Raw genomic sequence first — 22,136 nt, forward strand, 5'->3', positions numbered from 1 at the left:
GTTGAGTTGATTAATAATCATCTTAAAATGGGAGTTTACATTGGGGAGCTCATATAAAAAAATTTGGAAGGTTGTCCTTAAATGCATGTCTCAGGAAATACCAATCTAATTAAACTTTAAGAAAAAGTTAAATAACTTTAATTATCAGTAGCATATTTAGCGAGCCTGATAGCTATAGCAAAACTCTACAACTACCTGGAATGCAGTTATTGATTAAAGATTTTTCAGATATATGCTCTAAAAAGCCCCCAACACTGAAATCGTCATCATCGAAATGCACAAAAAATACACTATCTAGTGGATAATGAACTATAATTTTGTTAATATAGCGAACCAATTTTAGAAAATCACAATAAAATATTTATACTTATTTAATTTTTATATGTATTCAATATGTTATAAGCGAAGGCGAGTGAGATAAAATTGAAGCAAACTTGAAGAAACTACGCATATTTATAGCATATTATTATTTATACCCTCTTTGAGGAGATTTCAAAATGAATACCAATAGTTTAAATGACTTTTTAACTACGGTTCCCAATCATGATTATTTACATCTTTTAGATGGCAATACTCCAAAGAAAGTTGCAGATTTTTTGGATCTGAGCCGTACAGATATATCAAAAGCAATGCGAATGGAAAAAGAGCGCGTACGATTAGATGATCAAATTAATAAAGATCTTAAACAACGTCTTCAAGAAATAGCAAATATTTGTGAGTTAATGGCAGGTTATTTTAACGGTGATGTTAATAAAACTGCCTTATGGTTTAAAATTAAAAATCCTGCCCTCGGTGGAATATCGCCTAGAGATATGATTCGTTATGGTCGCTATAAAAAATTGGAATTATTTATTCGCAATGCGTTAGCTGGAATTAATCCCTAAATATGAAGTCTTACGATCACAGGATATTCATATTATTGGACAGCGTTCCACCAAGAGCAATAAAAAGATGGATAAAGCTCCATGATCAAATCATAGATTATACAGCGGAACATTTCTCCTATTTTGCATATCGTAGATCTAAAATTATGGAGGAACTAAAAACTTCCTTAAGAGATAATTCAATTAATTTAGAATTTAATGATTGGGTCAGAGTGGTATCTCAAGAATTTTCAAATACTCCCTTATCTACACTCGGAAGCTATATAAGTTTTCCTGGAGGGCGTTTTAATATAGGAAATATTGATCCGCAAAGATTTCCGCAATTTCCTGCATTGTATTTAGCTAGTGAATCAGCTACAGCATTTTTAGAGATGAAAGGATTAGAACGAGAAGAGATTCAAGAAGGGCTCACGGGTAGTGAGCTTTCTGTGGCAGGAAATTTTAGCCATTTCAATGTAAGAGGGGAGTTAACAAATATATTGGACTTGACAAAAGAAGAAACTCTTCGCCCTTTTTTTGATTTAATCAAAGATATACAGCTTCCCATTTATTACATAAAAAAAGCTCGAGAAATAAAATCAAATGTAATGCCACCCGTGAAAAATTTACAAGAACTACTCAACACTCTCTTTACCGCTAATTGGCGATTAATGCCCATGCAGTTCGATGTACCAGCTAATTCGCAAATATTGGGTCAAATTGCGCAAGCGGCTGGGTTAGAAGGAGTACTGTATCATTCTACCAAAACGAAAAAACCTGTCCTTGCGGTATATCCACAAAATTTTAATTATTCCGATTCCTTTATTGAGATTGAGGGCAGGGTAGCAAAGACAGTTGAGCATACAAGGATTGATAAAAACACATTCACAAATTATCTTCCCTAAATAAAAAATATTCTTGGCCGGCTTAATCGTTTCCGTAGCACAACCTTCCCGGAAGCATCTGTTTCCTGTAATTGAAAAACATTCTTTGTCAAATCTATCCCAATACTTTAATATCTTTCATTACGGATCTCCACCTTGGTTGAATGTATGTCACAATCTCATTCTGGCTCTTTTAGAAGCCTTCTTAAAGTGGCAGGCCCATACTATTAAGCTGAGGAACGTAGGTAAATATCTTAAGTAAATGTCATTGGGCCAAGGGCCCAACCGAAACCCGGAAATCTGGTTATTGCGGGGTAGGGGATTTATCCATATGTGCTTTAAAAGCGTCACGAACTTCCAATAAGCGTTGATAGGCTTCCTCAGTAGGGTGAAACACTGTTGCTGCTTCAAAATCTTTGACGTACTGATTAACCCTGGCTAATACGGTTGTTTGTACTTCACTGTTATATTGTTTAAATTCATTTTGTACAGCATCTAAAGTGACGTGAGATTTATATCCGGATACAGGCCCATGGCAGGTGCTCATGAACGCGGAATGCTTCACTTCTTTATTATATACATAGGCATACACGTTACTTAATAACGCTGCGTCCTGCTTTTCAAATATACCGAAAAAAGTGGGCTTGAATTTAGCTTTTAAATGATCTCTGTAAGACGACTTCATAGAATCTCCTTCGTTCAAATTAACAGGTGGACGGCACAATTATACGAAGTAATTATTAAGACAGTCTTAATCCTAGCCTTGAAGATTTCTTGCACATTCTCAGGCTTAGCTTGATCAATGAAAGTATTGTAAATACCAAAGAATTTTGAAGAATTGAAAAGATTGCTTGCTAGTTAAAGTTTTTATTCTTGCATTGATTTAATCCTTTAAATTATGATAGGGTCATTAAATGAACAAACTTCGTTCCCTTATCATACTGATTCTCTTGAGTGCTGTCATTCTTGCACCACTCAAGCAGCCTTCTTGTATTCGAGCTGCGGATGCATCTTCCCCTATTTCCTTTGCAATGACGCCTTGTTCTGTACAGCAGATTTTGAGCAGCGGTTGCGGCTCTGTGTATTATTGGCTTGAAGAAGAATCTCAATCCCTGCAACAAATGCTATTGCAAAGTCTTATTGGTCTCATAAGTTTTCTGCTGATTTTTTCAAAATATCTTTCACCTTCGGATGAAGTTTACCGCCCGCCGATTTGATTCCTTTTATCCAAAAAAATTAAAATAATTTATTAAGGAATCAAAATGAAAAAACTGATTTTGTCATTACTTATGACATTACTCTCTTGTTCTGCGTTTGCTTCGGGCTTTTCTGGAAATCCTATGGCTGCTGCAAGTTTTATCCAGAATAATAGCCCCGTGTTATACCTAAGTGTCTTTTTTGGTTTAGGTGTGCTGCTGGCATTTACGCCCTGTGTTTTACCGATGGTGCCCATATTATCCAGTATTATCACGGGGCAAGGAGCCAAGAGCGGGCGTGAAGCGTTTAAATTATCTTTAGCCTATGTGCTGGGCATGGCGCTTACTTATGCGCTGGCCGGAATGCTGGCTGCCTGGTTTGGGGCTACAGTGCAAACCTTAATGCAGCAGCCTGTGGTTATTGGAAGTTTTAGTTTCTTATTGACGCTAATGGGCCTGTGGTTACTGGGAGTCTTTGAATTTCGGCTTCCAGCTTTCCTGTGTTTTTCTCACAAAGGCTCCCGTCGTCAGGGAATCATTTCCTCTGCTTTAATGGGCTCGGTATCAACTCTGGTTGTATCGCCTTGTGTAACAGCGCCTCTGATTGGAATTTTAACCTATATTGCAGAAAGCAGGCAGGTTGCTCAGGGCGGGCTTTTGCTTTTTGTCCTGGCTCTGGGAATGGGATTGCCTTTATTGCTTGTCGGCGCGGGTTATGGCCGTTTTTTACCTGCTTCAGGTCCCTGGATGGTTCGCATAAAGCAACTGTTTGCTCTAATGATGTTTGCTATGGCGGTTTGGCTGTTAAGTCGTGTTGCGCCAAAGCTTCTGGTGGATTTGCTCTGGATCCTCGTTTTGCTGATTGCGGCATGCGTTATGGGCGCTTTTCGTCAGGAAACCAGGCTGAGCGGACGGGTTCTGCAAGGCCTTGCTGTGCTATCGCTGATGGGAGCGGGGGCCTTGGTTTATCAATTGTTTACGTCTGTTTCTGCTGCGAAGCCGGTTATTCAATCTCCCTTCATTCAGGTGTCCACGCTTGATGCAATTAATACCAGACTGGCTGATGCCAAGGCAAGTCATAATAAGGTGTTCATTGATTTTTCGGCGGACTGGTGCAGCGATTGCCAGGAGATGGATAAGCAGGTATTCAGCCAGGCCGATGTTATCGATGCAATGCAAGGCATTGTCAATTTGCGGGTTGAAATCGGTGAGAAATCAGAAGAAGTGGCTAAAATTCGCGAAGCGTTTCACATTTACGGCACACCGACAATGCTATTTTTTGATGAGCAAGGGCAATTGCTTGGCAATTTAAGTTCAGTAGGATTGATTTCCAGGGAGGAAACCTTGAGTTTATTCGCGCAATTGAAAAGATAAGCATATTTAGCCGAATCTCAATGGTTCGGCTAAATTCACTGGGGCAGAAAGTATTGATGATTTTAGCCCATCACTTAAATGAGATGTCTGCAGTATATCGTTAGGATAAAAAGAACTGGTTTGATTATAGTCAATATGACTAACATTGAGTTAAATGTGGGTGATTGTATATAATCAATACATAGCGCTCTGAAAAGCAGTGGCAACGATGGATTTAAAACACCTTATTTCTCACTTTCGTGCTTCCAATTCTCCTGAGATAGCAGAGGAGATTATTTCATTATGGGACGGGACGCAGCCAACCGATGATATGGTAAAGCTTATACTTGAGTCACGCCAATATCCTGGTCAGATGAGACGCCCCTGGGATGATCACTATACGATTATAGTTAATGCTATTTTAGATGCCGGATATCCGCTGGCTAGTTTATTAAGCATACAAAAAGAGGTTGAAAAAAATGACAAGGATGACAAGAAAGGTTCCTTAATTCTATATTTGAATCGATTTAAAGACAAGCAAGAGGAAATGAAAGCCTTTGCTGAGTATCTTTCGCAAATTGAAACGCCCTCCCTCCCTTGTTATCCGCTTATCGAATTTTTCTACCAAAAATTGCCAAAGGCTACGCAAGCACCTGAGATTGAACAATTTGCCGAGTTATTTAATCAGTTAAAGCTGGAGTCAGGAGTCAGTGACTACCTTCACTATGCCATTCAAAGAGATTCAACACAACCAGATGAAATGGTCAGTCAAGAACAAAAAAAGGCCGCCTCGATATTTGCATCTTTTCTTAAAGAGGTTCCTGGCCCGAAAGTATCAAATACACTCGCCTTAAGGAAAATTATAAACAATAACGAATTAACAAATGAAACCTTACTTGGATATTTCAGGTCAGGGGTTTTAGGGGTGCCTGTATTATTAATGTTGAAGCGTAGAGAACAGATAGATGCGATAAATTTTGTCAGGAAGAAGTTGGAAACAGGGGAGATTCCGGCTGATGCTGATGTTCTTCAATTTTTAATGCCTGATCTTGAGAAACACTTCTTTGAAAACTATGACGATAATACCTTCACTACCCTAATAAAATTTTCTGCCCTTAAGCATAATATATCGTCAAGAAGTGATACAAAGCCGCTAGTACTTCAATTGTATGAGAACGTGAATAGCTTTCAATCTCGCACGAAGTCTGAGCCATTTTTCCAGAGACTGCTTGGCGATGAAAATTATCCTGGTTTAAATACTGTTTATACATCCAACTTTTTCGGATTAGAGGTGGCACAGCAGTCTTTATTAAGCTATCTGATAAAAGAAAAATCCCAATATAAACCCTGGGTGGATGATAGTATCAAACGTCTACTTGCCAGAAGTGATATTGATGTCAATGTTCCTAATCATAAACCTTTAATTCATGCTCTGGAAAAGAAAGATAAGGAACTTATTCTCCGATTACTCGAAAAAGGTGCCAAAATTCCCGCTTCGTTTAGTGAGGCTGATTTATCTTATTTACTTAGCATACTGAATGAAGAAAAAAAGCCGGTCGATAGAAAAGTTTTTATACAGATTCAAGCGTATCTTTATAAAGAGTTTACCAGTCGGATACCTCAAATGGTTTTTCTTACAGAACAAAAGAATCAGGACGAAGCAATGACAAACAAGCAGGATTCCTCTGCAGAAGAAGGAAAGGTCATTTATGATGTTATCTATAATAATGATGGTTATGACTTAAATAATGAGTATAACCAATCGCTGTTTCCTGATATTAAAATTAGAAAGGGAGCTCCACTGACGTTTAACGATATACCTATAGGATACAATATACGCATTCCTCACGGTAATGATGAAACAAAAAAAATTATGGTATGGATATATGGAGGTAATGAAGCCAAGGACAGACAGAAATCGGCTTTTAAATTTTCCAGTTCTCAATTATCGCCATTCAGTAAGCCCTTTGTTGAGAAAAACATTGTAACGATACTGCTAAATTTACCTGATTTACTCGAACTGAATGTACATCAATTTCAGATGCCTGAAGAGCTTTTCAGAAAAATCCAGGCATGTGTGAATTATTTTTATTCTGTTATTAAAGATAAACCAGAATTAATTGATAATCGCTTATCCATTTTGAAAGACAAACCCGTCTTTCTCACAGGGGGTAGTTTCGGCGGATTAATGACGGTAAGACATGCTGAACTGTATCCAAAAACATTTGATGGTTATATTTCCCATGCTGGGATGCTATCTAGTCAAAAGAATAGCGAAGTGGATATTCAATACAGGGGAGGAGATCTGGCTATTTATCTAAATCCTGCAGAAGATAATGAAATTAAAAAAATCACGGAACCCGTTTTGCTGTTGCATAATATGGATGATAATAATGTTATCGTAAGTGTGGCATTGGATTTCTATAAAAAATTTCGTCAGAACAATAACGCCGAGTTGGCCACCCTGGTTACCACACCAACAGGCGATCCAGCTGTTCTTAATTCACATGTTAATAAAGGCCACGGTAAGCCGAGTAATCCAAAGCATTTCGAGCGTTACATCCATTCAATGACGAAATTTATGGAACAAGGAGCTTCTCAGGTACCTGGTTTGTCAAGATTAAGAGAATACCTTGGCAAAAAGAAAGCCAACACATTTGTTAAGAACAGTACAATAACCAGGAAATTTCTTGGTGAAGCACTAGAGTTAAATAAACGCTGCAAACACCGATTTATAGATGTGCGTAAGTATTGGGAATTGGACTATAAACCGCTGTATGCGACGCTTTACTATTCTGCTAGTCTATCTAGATATAAATCACTTTTACAAACAGAAAGGCTGCGTCTTCAGGACAAGATGACGGATGAGCATATTAGTAAATTACTGGCATTACAATCGGAGATTTTTTTTGAGTATATCAATGAAATTTCTTCCAGGAATTTAATGCCTGACTCCTTGAGTGATCGTGAAGAATTTTCTAAAAATCCAGCAGTAATCGAAGCGTTCAAAGAAATATTCAGCGAGCTTGATCAAGCGAAGGAGTCAACTGTCTTCTACATACTTTCCAATTTATATAAAGCCAACCCTGATTTGCTTACTCCTGTCATCCAGCAACTCGATAAAGACCCGATTTTTTGTGAAAACCTGGAAAAAGCCCAAGAAAAATTTATTCATACATTAGAGAAGAAAAAAAGTCTGACATTTACGATATGGAAACAAGCGGCAGAAAAAGTGTCGCCCAAAGAGAGTGAAGAACAAGTTATTGAGCAAAATAAGTCTCAACCATGAGCTCATATTTGCTGTGTATTCGCTCAATTGAAGAGATAAAAAGTTTTAGCCGAATCCCAATGGTTCGGCTAAAACTTTACAGCGGAATGAGGGCATAACTAATTAAATAGCAACTATATTTTCCGCTTGAAGACCTTTTGCACCTTGAGTAACAACGAATTGTACCCGCTGACCTTCTGTGAGGGTTTTGAAGCCAGAACCTTGAATTTCTTTGAAATGAGCAAATACGTCTGGACCACCTTCTTGCTCAATAAAACCAAAACCTTTGGTTTCGTTGAACCATTTAACGACTCCAGTTACTGTTTTAGACATAAGTATCCTTAATAGTGTTTATTTGTAATGCCGTAAAGGCGAAAGTTAGCCGGAACAGATCAAAAATTAAAACTAACGAATGAGGGATTAAATGAATAAATCGACGATTAGAGTATAAAATAGACATTTTCAAGCTAGTATTAGAATATCACTCTCTAATAGCAGAAGTCAATCTAATGAGAAATTATCCAAGCCCTAACCCTTTCTATGCTCATCATAATTCATTTGTGTGATCAGATTTCTGAGTTGGGATTTAATAATCTGCTGATGAAAAATTCTTATAATATTAAAATAAAGCTTTCCCCAGGCATTTTTAAATTGAATAAGTGTAGTTAGCTGGATGCTTTGGGTCGTTCGTTGGATAATAATCCTCACATCCAAATGTTTATCATCTTCCCCAAAAAGTAACTCATCGTCGGTAAAGTCATACAGTTTAAAGAGTCCGACTCTCTCTCCGATGATCAAATTAATTTCGAGCTCTTTATTTAAAGGTATATCCCTTATTTTCAAACCGCAGCAGCCTACCAGCCTGTTTCTAAGATACAGCAGCTTTCGTGCCCATTCAGGCGAAGAATTAAAAAAGAGTTCTGCTACTCTTTCAATGGAATGATTTGAGTCAGCTGAAAGGGCTCCTGAAAACGTATCGGAATAGTGAAATCCAGGAAGCGCTTTATTAATGAACTCGGTATTTGGTCTACTGATTTTTTTAATAGCTATAGAGCGTGTTGACATCGGTTTTCTTCCTGACTTTAGTAATGCTATCTAAAATATAAAACTTAAGCGCCTCATTCCTATGTAATTGGCAAACCAAGTTTGAATATTAGAGAAAATACTCAATTATATGGCATTTTATTTTTAATTTTTCTATATGATATTTAATCAAATAGAATTAAAATAGATCTTATTGGGTGTTTGAGGTCTCTATAATGAAATTTTACCATGCAACTGCTCTTGCTAATTACAAGAAAATCAAAAACGAAGGCTTGCGTATCAATCAGCGCGGCAAAAATAAATATGGTTTAGATCATAAAGTTGACTATGCTGAAATTTACGGCTCTGAATCAGAAGCAAGTCACTATAGGAAAAAACCCTGTATTCACTTCACGAAGAAGAGTAATGTTACTTTCTATAGTGAACTGATAAAAGATAGTTTTAACGTAGGGGTCAAATATTTAGAAATCGATATCGATCCTGATCAGTATGATGTAGAAACAGATCCTGAAGACAATGATAGTTATATCTGTTTCGATAATATCCCGCCTGAATGCATTAAATCTATTGAGTTGGACCAAAAAAAACAACATGATTTAGATACTGATGAAAGTGATAGTATTCACTATAATTTTAAGTGTGGGAGATAATGCTGACATAATTGTTCGCTGAGTGATAACACCTGAATCAGGTATATTTAGTATAATCCAGTGGCTATACCCTGTTCTCAAACTCGAATTATTAGCTGTTATCCAAAAATACGATCTTGTTAAGAAAGTCGTTAAAATACAAATTGGCGGAAGACTCCTGACGCTCCCCGGCAAGTTTTCAAGTATCGAGGATTTTCTGATAATGGCAAAACAAGTGGTTTAATACGAGACATGCTCATTGTTTTAGTATACTCTGATCAATCAATCTCGATAAAAGGGTATACTTGATAGCCATTATATATTTAAAAGGCAGTTTTTTTTATCATTCAATTTTTTATCTTAAGCGAATCTTGAAATCGATCTCGAAATGTTCAAATATTTTGTTTTCTAAACCCAAAAGCTCCCGATTTTCTCCAAAGACCCGCCTGCTTCGGAACATAACCCTCTTAAACTTTCCCTAATGCGTCGGACTGCAATAATAAGCAGATAGAAGCTAAAACTCAGTTTTCTGTAGCGGGAAAACACGCAACTAAATTTCAGAAAGCAAAGAGCGCAAATGACAAATTTCAAAGATGAGCTTTGTATTAGAGAAGAATCTTTATCACTCCTAAGCCATGAATTAAAAAATTCTTTAGCCTGCAGCAAAATGAATGCACAGACAGGTAAAATATTAATAGAACAAGGAAAGTTCGAGGAAATAAAGCGCAATAACTTATTCGATACCTGGCTAGAGCAAATTGAAACTTTTGAAAACTTGATTGATTCAATTTTAGATACTAGGGCTATTTCAGAAGGGTTCTTATTTTTCAAACCTCAAAAAATTGATCTTAATAAATTATTATTAAAAATAACAAAAAGGTTTGATAGTAAAGTTTCTTATAAAGGCATTTCCATGGTGGGTTTTTGGGATCCATTTAGGATTGAGCAGATAGTAACAAATTTAATTACTAATGCTTTAAAGTATGGAAAAGGGAATCCGGTCAATGTACAGCTGCTTGCTGATAAGGCTGGAATATTAAAAATAATGGTGCAGGATTTCGGAATTGGTATAGCTCCAGAGGATAGAGAAAAGATATTTAAAAAGTTTGAACGAGTTAATCATAAAAGTGCAGTAAGAGGTCTTGGATTAGGGCTCTATATCGTCAACCAGATTGTTGCAGCAATGGGTGGGGATATATTCCTGGAAAGTGAGGTTGGTATTGGTTCTACTTTTTGGGTCACTTTACCAATTCCCAAAGAACAGGAATGAGACTCTCGGAGGCACTGCCATTAAGTTAAAGAATTATTGTAAGTTGGGCTACTCCAGAATTTTATGTTGGGCCAAGAGCCCAACCAACATGCAGGATACCGGGAAAGCCTTTCAGAATTAAAGAAAGTCGAGGACCAGATTATAAACACAGGAAAAAATATAAGCAGCCAGGAATCCTGCCACGATAATTAAAGCAGTTCCAATGCAGACATTGGTAATTGTGGGGATGATAGTAATGTACATGCTCCCAAACATGGCAACCAGGGGTTTGCCTGTATACATCCAGAATGCCAGCAAGCCTGCACAGAAAGTTGCTATTCCCGCGAGCATACTGGTGGTTATAGCCAATGCCAGCGGATTAAGTTTTTGATACTCCATCGCTAATCCTTGCAAAAAAATGATTTATATTCATTATACTAGTAAATTTACAAGTCTGATATAGAACTTTAAGCACATCGCTGAATCTACTTGCTAAACAATTCGGTTAGCTGTTATATTTTTAATCCCACCCATTAAGCCGTAATTCAAGGATCATGAAGAAATTTAGTTCAGTCGTTTTACTCATGGCTGCCACAACCGGATTTGCTGGCAATTTCAAACAAACTATAGAATTTAACATTCATCCCAGCTCTGAGATCATCAGGCCTCCTTACTTGAGAGCATGTTTTTCAACTACCGATTTTTTTGATCTCGCTCATTGCGCGACCTTAAACAAGACGCAGACCAGTAATTCCTATAGTCACGGGCCCAAAAACTGGTTTTTAATAGGGGATGGTTATTATTACCATCAAACCTATCTCGATAGCTGTTATGCCTTGTTCCATATGACTACGCGAACCCCCGAAGGCGATGGCAAGTTAGTTGTTGATGCCAATATCACCATTAAAGATCATTCTCCTGCGGCACCCGAAGCAGTTTATACCAACTGCACAGTAACCTGGGTTCCCCTCAGCTCGAAATAATTTCATGACTGGTAATGGCCTGCCATTACCAGTAGCCCCTTTTGTATTCATTCATTTGTCCGTTAAGCCTTAATTGCCTAAGATTAATGTAAGGAGTTAACGGAGAATACCATTAGCGATAACTCGATTTATACCAGTGAGGAATGCGAAAAAATCGCCAGGATGGCGGCTCTTCGCTATGTCAATGATTCAATCCCTGGAATAAGACGTCGAAAATGCGGTAAAGGCTATGCATTTTATTATCCTGATGGCCGTCGAGTTACCCAAAGCGATGAATTGCAGCGGATTAAGTCTTTAAGAATTCCTCCTGCCTATCATTCCGTATGGATCTGTCCCTTCGCTAATGGGCACATTCAGGCGACTGGCCGGGATGCCCGAAATCGAAAACAGTATCATTATCATCCCCTGTGGCGAGAAGTCAGAGACAGGTTAAAATTCACCTCTATGACCGATTTTGGGCGCGCTATTTCCACAATACGCAATCATATCGCTTATGAACTTGGAAAGCCGCCTTCTTTAAACAAAAAGCAGATCATTTGTGCCATCATTTATCTACTGGATAAATCAGGGGTCAGAATTGGCAATAGAATCTATGCAAAAGAGAACAAGACGTATGGGATTACCACCTTAAGAAAAAAGCATCTTTCAATCAATGGCTCCAAAGCCATATTTAATTTCACTGGTAAAAATTCCAAAGCCTGGGAAATTGTCCTTGATAATAAGAAAATTATCAAAATTCTTAAAAAATGCGAAGAAATTCCGGGGTATGAAATCTTTAAATATTATGATGAAAATAAGAATATCAATTGCATCACCTCGCAGGACATCAATTATTATCTCCAATCTCTAACCAATTTTCCTCTGACCGCGAAGGATTTTCGCACCTGGATTGCCAGTCGTGAAACCTTTTGTCGATGTCTGTCAATCTCATTTTCAGAGGCTGATTCCTCTGCAAAAGTTAAATCTATAATAAAAGAAGTTGCAGAATTATTGGGCCATACACCCACTATTTGTCAAAAAAATTATATTTTTCCGGAAATTATAACGAGCTGGAGTGAAGGCCGATTAGAGCGCTGGCTCAATGAGAATACTAAATTCACCAGACAATTAAATAAAGATAACTTATTTTTGATGTGGTTAGAGAGCCTGAAGGCTTAATCTCTGTCTTTCCTTGCAAAAGGTACTAAAATAAATACAAATAGTGTTTAAGTGGTACATCATGACATTTTTAGTCACCTATCTGGGCACCGATACAGAGCATATTCAAGGCACTAATCCCTTCTATCCGCGAGGTGAAAGTTTAAGCGGCGCTGCCAATGCGGTAGCAAGCACGCCGCGTGATTATCTTGTGAGTGATAAGGTAGAGCATCTAGTCAGCGATGAACAAATTCTTATCGATGGACCAACGACTTTAGGTACCGAAGTGGGTGATCGTATCGCGCGCGGAGTACTCGCAATGATTGATGCGGTCAGCCGCGGCGAGAAAGATTTCGCTATTGCAGCCCACAGTCGTGGGGCGGTTCAGGGAATTTTATCCGCCCATGAAATGGAGCGCATTCAGAATTTATTCAAGCAAGACCCTCTACCTGTCGATTTGATCGCTGAAATTAAAAAAAGCCCTTGCCCCTATACTCGAGCTGCTTTTAATACACCGCTACTATCCGAAAGACTAGGCAAGATCAATCTGGAGAATGTTGGAAAGCATATTCAGGACGCTAATATTTCCATGTTCACTATTGATCCGGTACCTGGCGGCCGTTATCACGGAGCGCCAGTGGCCTGGGTTGACCCTCGTTTTTATCGAATTCCTGGCATTGTTAAGCAGTATGAACAATATGTCTATCAAAATGAAAGGACTCGTTGCTTTAAAGCCATTGTACCTGCCTGTGATTCACCAGACACTGTGTTTAAGCTTACATCCTTACCAGGCCATCATGGGACCGGCTCAGGCAATGCCAAGGATCAGCAATTCAGAGAGGTGCCAAAGGAGAAAGGGGTCACCACGCATGTCCAGGACTTGCTGGTATTAAAACTCTTGGACTTTTATCGAAGAAATAATGTGGAGTTTAAATCGGATGCTGACCTTAGGGATGCACCAATTAGTGACGAAATGAAAGAACTGATTTCGCCCTTGCTCGCCTTAAGGAATGATCCGGCAAAATATAAGGCCAGGCTGGATAAAGAATATTTAGCTGTTTATAGCGAAATTATAAAAAATCGAGAGGCCTACAAACATTTTGATAATACGGGCTATGCGGTATTGGGCCAGGAGCAGGGTATTTGGGCTCTGTTCGGTTTGAATAAAAATGATCGTATCATTCATTATCAGGCGCATAACGATACATTCCTAAGTTCAGTGGCTTCTGAAGCCATTGGTGAGAATTTTCTTAATTATGAACATGCCCAGCTTTATTTAAATGATCTCCTGAAGTTAGGTGAAGATACGACTCTAGCCGATATGATTGAAAATGCATCCAGGCAATTCAGCATTCTGGCAAGGCATGTGCACCTGCTATCCCAGCCGCAATCAATGACTGATTCAGTTCACCAGGATCAATTAGCTCAGGCATTGAAAGAGTCGCCAGGAAAAGAGCTTTTGTCGGAAGCACTCAGGTTTCTAATTCATGAAGTCAGTGAGGCTTATTTAAATAATGAATTTCGAAATGACCAGGAACGTGGCGAGGTGTTTAATGCGGTGAGTCAGGCATTTGCAACCTTCGCTGAAGCCGCGCCAAAATATCCGCTTGCCGCTAATATTTTAGATGAGCTGCAAAAAGGATTAAAAGCAACGCTTCAAACCAAACAGGCAATGCTTATTGAGCAAAGTTCCAAGGTGTTCAGAGAGATTGACCGTTTTCATCATTTGGATGACTTATTTAAACAATTAGAGCCTGTTCTTAAACTCGACAATCCAGAGTTAAAAGAAATTCAGGCTATTTTGCGCGAAATGCAGCAGGAAATTCTGTCTGCCAAAGAGCAGCAGTTTTCAGCCAGCAAACTTGCATTGTTGACTGAAACCTATTACATGAAACTGGATGCTTACCGCAACCGCACAGGAAATTCTTCCCCGCAAGTCTTACCATATCTCGATCAAATCAATATGATAATGCTGGAAACTCTGGAGAATCAGCGGGCTGAAAGTACTTCTGTTGAAAAAAAAATCTATGAAAGTCTTGAAACGCACCGGGCACTGGATGATTTCATTCGCGGTCTGGACGACTTTAAGGGATTTAATCTTGATCTTAATCTGACAGAGATGCAAAGGGAATTATTTGAAAAGCAGACTATTCTGAAACAGTCTACCGCGGACTATATTTACAAGGAAAAAATACCTCTGGAGAGAGTTCAGGCTATTTGTGGAGAGACTAACAAGGCGTTTTACAGCAATGTGGCTTATCAGGCTATTGCATTGGGAACTCCTGACCCGGCTCTGCTGGCCAAGGAAAAAGAGGTTGAACAGCAGTATGAGCGAGTAGATGAGCTGGAAAAAATTACTGCCAGACAACAACAGAAAATCGAGGAGCAACAATCCATTCTGGCACAAAATGAGGAATTAATTGCGGAGCAGCAAGGGAAAATTATTCAGAGGGATCAGCATATTGGACAAATTGAGGAAGAGCTTCAAAAGCAACGCGTAAAACTGGAAAATCAAAGCGCTGTATTAGACGCTCATGTGACGGCATTAGGCCTGAAAGAAGCTGCCAACAAGCAGCTCCAAGCGAAATATAATGATACCGACGAAGCCGAGTGTTTAATCCTGATTGAAAAAAAACTTTCCCCGCTGACGCAGAATTACCTTCAGCACCTATGGAAAGATATTCAAAAGCAAGCAAAGACCAATGAGCCGTTTCCAAAAAACTGGAGACAGGCTCTGAATAAAGGTTATCCAGGGGTAGATAATAAATTACTTGAAAAATTCAGCATAACCGTTGACTTGTTTGAGAAGCTCAATGATAGAGAATCAGCCCCCGATCATAGCGAACGGGTCAGCAATTTTTATAGGCTGCTGGATTCTCGTCACAAGGTGTTAAGCCAACATCGGGATGAGCGCTGGAATAATTTTGTTGCGAAGGCTGTTGTCTTCGTAGTGGCAACCGGCATCTTACCCGGATTGGCAATCCTGGGCATAATGGCGCTAGCCAAAGGGCATTCTCTCGGACAAAGCTCAGGCCATACTTTCTTTAAAACTGCGAAGGAAGAAATTACTAAAACCAACCCAGAGCTTGTGGAGGATCAATCGCTTGATTTGAATCCCGGAGCTAGCGGCGGATAGATTTAAGCTCGAGTTTTATAAAAACTTGATTTTAAGACTAATTCAATTACATAATGTCTTTTTAAACTCATTGTGCTCGAATTATGAAGCAATTGAGTGCATCAAATTTCATGCGCTGCCTGAACACTGTTCATGGCTTTTTTTTAAACCAAGATAAAGCGCTCATTAATTAATGAGATCATTATCATGAATCAATCCAAATTTCCAAAAGACCGTTTTTTTAAAGCTTCCGAAAGGCAAGTATTGAAATTAAAACAACTGGATGCATGCATTGCAAAACTAATCCAGAGTAATTCTGTCGAAGGGTTTCCTCCAGGTATTTTCATTAATGAACATCATGATCATATTTTCCCTAAAGAATTCCTTATAGCTAACTTCCAATATTTTAGAAAAATAGGTATAAAGACATTTTTCTTTGAATTTGCTGACGATGAGGATCAACACCTGTTTGATAGCGCCCTGAATAGTGAAGGAGTCGCCGCTTTAGACGCAGTGGTAATTCGTGGGAATGATCATACTAAAGCTGTAGCTATAGCAGCAATTCAGGCGGGAATCAGAGTAGTTGTACTGGACTGTAAAAAGGCCAGAGAGGGAAGCCCTGAGTATTTTCGGCATCCTACCAAAGAAGACTGGGATGCGTATTACAAAAAAAGGGATTGTATTTTTGACGAAAACGCCCGCAGGATATTTAATAAGGAACATCAATCCAAGCCATATCTCTTTTATTCAGGACTTGCTCATGGTAATAACAATCATGGGTTCCCAAGCTTCTTTCCCGGGCCTAAAATTAGTTTATTACTATCAGATGATGATTTTAATTTTCATGTAAACGGTATAAAAGAGCATTTACATGTTGATGAAATTCTATTCAGCCGGGATCTTGGTAGAAATTATTGTCTTGATTCAACAGAAGAGAGAGCCTTGGCCGAGGCTCTCTTTCCAGTCTAAGGCTGAAACTAACAAGTTAGAGCGGATCTATGAGTAAGTTTTTGTTAGATTTAATGACTAACTGCTGATGACGCTCGCAGAAAAGCATCACACCGCCAATCACTGCGGCGGGCATGGAAAAAAGATTGAGAAGGGGAATAAAACTGGCCAGGTTGATTGAAAAGCCAAAACCCAAGCTTTGTAAGCGGGTTTCTCTCATTTTCTGCCGCATTGCCCTGAAATCAATCAGATTATTGTCCATAGCAAAATCCTGATATTGAACGCTCAGCATCCAGGCGTTAAACCAAAACCAGAGAAAGGGATACACCGGATGGATTACCGGAACAAAAAACAACAGACACATTCCCAGGAATCGCGGTAAGAAATAGGCCAGAAATTGCACTTGCCGTTTGATAGTACGAAATACAATGTCTTTAAAGGACAGGCCTGGAATAGTACTTCCATATAACAACAGTTGAGCCTTTTCCGCGAGCAAGCCGTTAAAAGGTGCCGCAATGATGTTAAAAAATACTGTAAACATGGAGAGAAAAAGCAAAAAGAAGCTAATGCAAAAGATAATTAAAAACAGCATATTTAAAAAATGAAGCCAGTCAGGCAATTGATTCAGGTAATAATAGGCATAAGGGAAAAGATAGTGATAAAGAAGGAAGAAAATTCCCGCGAAAAGCAGAAAATTAAATAATACTGGTAATATAACAAAACGCTTCAACCCTTTTGTCAAAAGGCCGCGAAAACCCATAGGCAGGTACATCATTCCCAAGAAAAAATCGTTCATTGTCTTCCCTGATAATTATTTTCTTTAATGGATAGTTAAACATGAATAAGCGATTAACTTTCTCTGTTGTGTCTTATTATAGGCCAAGTATCACCAGCTTTGTTCAGTAGTGATACTTGAGTGCGCGGGGATTAGAAAGAAGCGCCTGGTTGCAGAGTCGAAGGCCCTTCGGCTTCCTCCGTTGCAGGTTTACCCCAGAATATTGAGGACCAGGAGTTTTCGGGTTTGGAATAGATGTTAGGAACCTGAGATACTTTTCTGTTCACATAGTCCTTAACAAATTGTGCAATTTCGTCAATCTGTTTTTCCCGCATCTCGACTTCCTGCTGTAGCTCAATAAAGCTGAATACCTGATAATGCGCTTTGATTTTCTGGACTTCTGCAGGAAATTCCTGTTCAAAGAAATTCTCTTTGTCAGCGCTCTGGCGATAAGCTTCCAGCAACTGATCGAGGCAATATTCTGTCATGGTGGAAGTGTTAAAGGTTAATGCTTTACGGGTAAAGCAAACAGCCCCTTTGCGCCCATTTCCATCGCTCCTGATCTGACTGTTCTCAGGAAGCTGTCCCCAGGGAGTTAATGAGGAGTAAATATTTTTAAATTGCTGCTCTCTGAGATCTTCAGCAGGTGCTTCTGGTTCAAAACGGGGCTTCTTCACGGCCAGAGCTAATCCCTTCAATGCGGCAACCAGAGGAGCGCAAACGAAACCAAACACCAGTGCTATGATCACTGGCACCACTTTTCTGAAAAATAAAATCGTGGCGGCAACAGGCAGGGCCGCGGTCAATGCGAGCGCATAGCCGAAGATTCCCACTGTTTTGGACAGGTTATCACGCTTATCGCCTGCTAATCCGGAGAAAACAGGTAATTCAAGTGAGCCATTGAGGATTGAGCCGGAAAGGCTTAGAAAACTTCGCGCATTATGATAGACGAGTTTGGCGCTGGCAATTGTTAACAGGGTTAAAGCTCCCAGAATCGAACCGATAACAATTCCCGGTAAGCCCAGAAGACTTTTACTGAGCAGAGAACGCTTGGCTTCTTCTTGCCGGTCGGGATAATCGAATTCATTTTCTTTACTCAACCCCAGATTGGCAACGACAATATAAGTCCATTTGCCGCTTTGAATGCTATTGGCGACTATTTGCGCCATAATGGAAATTGTTACAAAAAAGGCGCCGGGGATTCCCCCAAGCAAGAGGCCTGGAGCACCGAATAGAAAGCGATTGGCAAAAGAGCGCGGAATAGCTGGCGGAGGAATTTCTTCCTCTGGAGAAACGGTGGAGTTCTGCAGGTAAATAAAGCTTTCAACAGCGGTGTGCCCGCTTTCCACAATGATTCGTTGAGTAACTGCAGCCAGGATAGCAAATCCTGCGCTGATACTTCCGATGAGTAAACCCGGAAAGCCCAGGATGAATTTTCTAAAAACAGAGCGGGAGTCATCATCAAGACCTGCTTTATTTCCGTTAGCAGGGGTTATCAGATAATAGGCTGAAAGGCTTAAACTGACTGCGGTCGTATACGAATTGCTTATTACCCGGCCCATACCGACTGCTAAAAATGACAATCCGCCGGCGAGCCCGCCAAGAACCACTCCAGATAACCCCAAACCATAAGTATGAAATAATGGACGAGGATCTTTTTTCAATCCATATTCGGTATTCTCGTCTTCTGGATCAAGTGCCAGATTAGTCGTGGAAATCAGGACACGAACGAAGCTTTCCGCGCTATTGGTTAGTATGCGTCTGGCTCCAACCAGACAGAAACCTAGTGCACCAATTGCGAGACCCGCAAGGATGCCTGGCAGTCCTAAAACCTGATTGACTAAGGATCTTTCTCTTTTCACGTCCTCTTTTGTTCTTACCGAACGTGCTTCATTCACCACGGCTTCGTATACCACACTTCCGGTAATCGCGCTTTCAATTACAATGCGCCGGGTAATTGTGAAGAGTATGGCAATAGACGCAGAGATGCTTCCTAAAATTAAACCGGGAAATCCAAAGCCAAACTTGCGGGCCCCACTGCGAGGGTCATGCTGCAAATCACCAGTGATGATCTCCTGATCATAATTCACGGTATTGATAGCGCTAATTGTCATGCGAAAAGCGGTTTCCAGTGAATTACTGATAACACGAATTGCTCCAATTGCAAGAAATCCCATGCCTCCGATGATTGAACCGGCAATAAAACCCGCTGCGCCAAAAAGATAGATATCATAGAACAGGCGTTGCTGAACTGATTTTTTATTCTTTAAGTTTTCGGGAAGCGCCTTATCGACAATGAGTTCGGCAACGTCTTTACCAGTCTTCGCCGTTTCAATAATTACTCGTCTTAAACCCGCGATTAGAAAACTGATTGCCGCAGGGATAATACCGATGATTAAGCCCGGAAGACCGAGTACATAAGTGCGGAAGGGAGTGCGGGTTTCATGTTGCAGACCGGCTTTAATTTCTTTATGCACTACGAGATTAATTGCTGAAACGCTAAGACTAAATGCCGTTTGGAATGAGTTGCTGATGATTCGCCCCAAAGCGACATCAATAAAGCCCACCATACCGGCAATTCCACCCAGAATAATACCCGGAAGTCCCAGACCATATGCGATATGAGGAGGGCGTTTGTCCTGGTTTAAACCAAAAGTTTTAATGCGGTCGTCTTTATGCAGTGCCAGATTAGTTACTGATGCAAAGCTATGTGCGGCACTTTCTGCGGAGTTGACGATAATACGGGCCACTCCAATGGCCAAAAAGCCTGCAAAACCAAGTATAGCGCCGGCGGCCAAACCTAAACTTCCAAAGATAAAACGATCGAGTGGATGTCGTTTGTTATCTTCAAGCTCAATAGCCTCTGGTAAGGCCTGATTCACCACGACGGTAAACGCTTCCTGCAGGGAGACAATGCTTTCGATTATAACCCGCTGGATCCAGCCGATAGTAAAGGCTAGGGTACCTGTGAATAAACCCAGGATTAAGCCGGGGAAACCCAGAATATATTTATGAAAACCGGGTCTGTCATCGTCTTTTATCGCATTGTTCTGTTGATTCAGGGCCAGTTTATAAGCAGAAGTGCTAACAGTCATTGCTGTCTGAATTGAATTATGGATGATTCTGGCCAAAAGGACTGTCGTAAAACCAAGTGTTCCAGCTGCCGCCCCTAAAATCAGACCAAAGCCCCCTAGAATATATCGATTGCTAAAGCTTCGTTTATCATTAGCGAGTTTACCCTCATCCAATTCGTCTTCTTCATCCAGTGCGAGATTGGTCACTGCCGCGAATCCCAGTATTGCGCTTTCTGCTGAGTTTTTGATTATTCGGGCCGCAATAATCACCAGAAAAGACAAGCTTCCGGCGATAGTACCAAGCACTAGTCCTGGAGCGCCAAACAGAAAACGATCAACAAAGCGCCGCTCGGGCCGAAGATCAGGAAGAAGAGAAAGGTTCTCTGTTTCTTCTTCCAATGCGAACCGGCTTATTTCAATAAACACAGTTGCTGTTGTTTTGGCACTTTCAATAATTATTCGCCTGATGCTGCTGACACCCATAGCCAATAAGGCTGCAAAGGCTCCAATGATTAGTCCGGGAAGGCCCAGCACATAGCGATGCAGAATACTTCGGCGATCATCTGATAATCCGCCCGGCAATTGTTCATTTGGATGTCTTGGCAGATTGGCGCCAGAAATTGCAAGACGTTTTGTTGTCTGCCATGAGTTGCTGAGAATGCGAGAAAAGCCAATGGTGATAAAGCCCAAAGTGCCTAAAAAAACTCCAACCGGAATCCCCATTGCCCCTAATAAGTATTTTTGTGCCCAGGAACGCTGATCTTTTGCCTCAATCTCAGAATCCAGAACCAGATTGATTTCAGAAATGAAAATAGTTCGCGTGGTTTTAAAGGAGTTGCTTATCACTCGTCCAATACCGACAATTCCAAATCCAATTGCTCCTGCCATTCCCCCAAGCAAAAGGCCAAAAGCCCCCATGATGTACTTTTGAACAAAAGGGCGTTTGTCCCGGTTTAATCCCCATTTCTCAAATTCATCGTCTTCGTCAAGGGCCAGATTAACCACGGAAGCAAAGCTGTGCGGAATCGTTTTAAAACTATTAGTGATGCTGCGAACAAAGCCGATAATCCCGGCTGATACAAGGCCTATTGCTGTGCCGAATACCAATCCTGGCAGGCCGTAAATCACCCGATACCAGGGCATGCTGCCTTCGGGGGAAGGCAATTTTTTCTCTGGTATATCCAGAAGAGCCAAATTGCTTGCCCGGATGAAAAAACTGATTAAGAGCAGGCTTGAATTATAAAGGAGCGGCGCTATGGTTAATGCCAATACCCAGCTCAGAACTGTTACCGGAATAATGGTTAAGGCCAGTTGGCCTAAAATATTTAAATCAGACGGTTTGGGAGGCGTTTTCTTGAGAATTTCCTGCTCGAATGGTGCGGTCTTTTGAGCAATCAGGTTGAAGTGTGCTCTAAATGTATCGCGGGTAAAATAGAAACAAATTTCTCCAATTCGTTTCAATCCACTCAATACAACAAACAGAAAGTGACCCAGCGCGTGTGCGGCTTCAATCAGTAATTCAATCATCTTGGCAGTCTGGTTAGTCGGGCGCAGCCGTATTGTATTTATTTTATAATTCTTAGTCAAATGATGTGCAAGTTTGATATAAAATTTAACA

General features: G+C 40.1%; 17 protein-coding genes. 11 read left to right on the top strand and 6 right to left on the bottom strand.

Annotated elements, in window-relative coordinates; all coding sequences use genetic code 11:
* Positions 1-497: 497 nt before the first annotated feature.
* Positions 498-884, top strand: coding sequence for a hypothetical protein (locus tag DYH61_RS03855; protein ID WP_058506218.1), 387 nt, complete (start codon positions 498-500; stop codon positions 882-884).
* A gap of 35 nt (positions 885-919) precedes the next feature.
* Positions 920-1,768: an RES family NAD+ phosphorylase gene (locus DYH61_RS03860; RefSeq protein ID WP_160037286.1), complete on the top strand. Its 849-nt coding sequence runs from the start codon at positions 920-922 to the stop codon at positions 1,766-1,768.
* Between the two features lie 283 nt (positions 1,769-2,051).
* Here the strand turns inward: DYH61_RS03860 and DYH61_RS03865 are convergent, their stop codons facing one another.
* The gene (locus tag DYH61_RS03865) at positions 2,052-2,432 is read right to left on the bottom strand and encodes a hypothetical protein (RefSeq protein ID WP_058506220.1); all 381 of its coding nucleotides are present in this window, start codon (positions 2,430-2,432) and stop codon (positions 2,052-2,054) included.
* Between the two features lie 229 nt (positions 2,433-2,661).
* On the opposite strand from DYH61_RS03865, the gene DYH61_RS03870 reads away from it, so the two are divergent.
* The 3 genes from DYH61_RS03870 (at position 2,662) to DYH61_RS03880 (ending at position 7,585) form a co-directional block, all read left to right on the top strand.
* Complete coding sequence (locus DYH61_RS03870; RefSeq protein ID WP_058506221.1) at positions 2,662-2,964, top strand: hypothetical protein; 303 nt, start codon at positions 2,662-2,664, stop codon at positions 2,962-2,964.
* A gap of 45 nt (positions 2,965-3,009) precedes the next feature.
* Positions 3,010-4,317, top strand: coding sequence for a protein-disulfide reductase DsbD family protein (locus tag DYH61_RS03875; RefSeq protein ID WP_058506222.1), 1,308 nt, complete (start codon positions 3,010-3,012; stop codon positions 4,315-4,317).
* A gap of 208 nt (positions 4,318-4,525) precedes the next feature.
* Positions 4,526-7,585 (top strand): alpha/beta hydrolase family protein, encoded by a 3,060-nt coding sequence (locus DYH61_RS03880; RefSeq protein ID WP_058506223.1) that lies wholly within the window; start codon positions 4,526-4,528, stop codon positions 7,583-7,585.
* Between the two features lie 102 nt (positions 7,586-7,687).
* Here the strand turns inward: DYH61_RS03880 and DYH61_RS03885 are convergent, their stop codons facing one another.
* Positions 7,688-7,897 carry a cold-shock protein gene (locus tag DYH61_RS03885; protein ID WP_058506224.1) on the bottom strand — a complete coding sequence of 70 codons (210 nt, stop codon included), beginning with the start codon at positions 7,895-7,897 and terminating at the stop codon, positions 7,688-7,690.
* 195 nt (positions 7,898-8,092) lie between these two features.
* Positions 8,093-8,629, bottom strand: a complete 537-nt coding sequence (locus tag DYH61_RS03890) for a DUF2867 domain-containing protein (protein WP_058506225.1) — start codon at positions 8,627-8,629, stop codon at positions 8,093-8,095.
* A gap of 194 nt (positions 8,630-8,823) precedes the next feature.
* Here DYH61_RS03890 and DYH61_RS03895 point away from each other — a divergent pair, with 194 nt between their 5' ends.
* Both DYH61_RS03895 and DYH61_RS03905 read left to right on the top strand, forming a co-directional pair.
* Entirely contained in the window at positions 8,824-9,258 is a 435-nt protein-coding gene (locus DYH61_RS03895) for a hypothetical protein (protein WP_058506226.1), read from the top strand.
* Positions 9,259-9,814: 556 nt separating this feature from the next.
* The gene (locus DYH61_RS03905; protein WP_058506228.1) at positions 9,815-10,507 is read left to right on the top strand and encodes a sensor histidine kinase; all 693 of its coding nucleotides are present in this window, start codon (positions 9,815-9,817) and stop codon (positions 10,505-10,507) included.
* A 117-nt stretch (positions 10,508-10,624) separates the two neighbouring features.
* On the opposite strand, the gene DYH61_RS03910 is transcribed toward DYH61_RS03905, so the two are convergent.
* Positions 10,625-10,885, bottom strand: coding sequence for a hypothetical protein (locus tag DYH61_RS03910; RefSeq protein ID WP_058506229.1), 261 nt, complete (start codon positions 10,883-10,885; stop codon positions 10,625-10,627).
* 155 nt (positions 10,886-11,040) lie between these two features.
* On the opposite strand from DYH61_RS03910, the gene DYH61_RS03915 reads away from it, so the two are divergent.
* The 4 genes from DYH61_RS03915 to DYH61_RS03930 all read left to right on the top strand — a co-directional run bounded on the left by DYH61_RS03915 (position 11,041) and on the right by DYH61_RS03930 (position 16,690).
* Complete coding sequence (locus DYH61_RS03915) at positions 11,041-11,469, top strand: hypothetical protein (RefSeq protein WP_133129115.1); 429 nt, start codon at positions 11,041-11,043, stop codon at positions 11,467-11,469.
* 162 nt (positions 11,470-11,631) lie between these two features.
* On the top strand, positions 11,632-12,627 hold the full coding sequence (locus DYH61_RS03920; RefSeq protein WP_058506231.1) for a DNA topoisomerase IB: 996 nt from the start codon (positions 11,632-11,634) through the stop codon (positions 12,625-12,627).
* A gap of 61 nt (positions 12,628-12,688) precedes the next feature.
* Positions 12,689-15,742 carry a hypothetical protein gene (locus DYH61_RS03925; protein ID WP_058506232.1) on the top strand — a complete coding sequence of 1,018 codons (3,054 nt, stop codon included), beginning with the start codon at positions 12,689-12,691 and terminating at the stop codon, positions 15,740-15,742.
* A 186-nt stretch (positions 15,743-15,928) separates the two neighbouring features.
* Entirely contained in the window at positions 15,929-16,690 is a 762-nt protein-coding gene (locus DYH61_RS03930) for a TraB/GumN family protein (RefSeq protein ID WP_058506233.1), read from the top strand.
* Positions 16,691-16,706: 16 nt separating this feature from the next.
* Here DYH61_RS03930 and cysZ read toward each other — a convergent pair whose 3' ends face one another.
* Positions 16,707-17,465 carry a sulfate transporter CysZ gene (gene cysZ / locus DYH61_RS03935; protein WP_058506234.1) on the bottom strand — a complete coding sequence of 253 codons (759 nt, stop codon included), beginning with the start codon at positions 17,463-17,465 and terminating at the stop codon, positions 16,707-16,709.
* A gap of 131 nt (positions 17,466-17,596) precedes the next feature.
* A complete protein-coding gene (locus DYH61_RS03940) occupies positions 17,597-22,105 on the bottom strand; it encodes a hypothetical protein (protein ID WP_133129114.1) in 4,509 nt (1,502 codons plus the stop codon).
* Positions 22,106-22,136 lie beyond the last annotated feature (31 nt).

The organism is Legionella quinlivanii, assembly GCF_900461555.1.
Classification (GTDB): domain Bacteria; phylum Pseudomonadota; class Gammaproteobacteria; order Legionellales; family Legionellaceae; genus Legionella_C; species Legionella_C quinlivanii.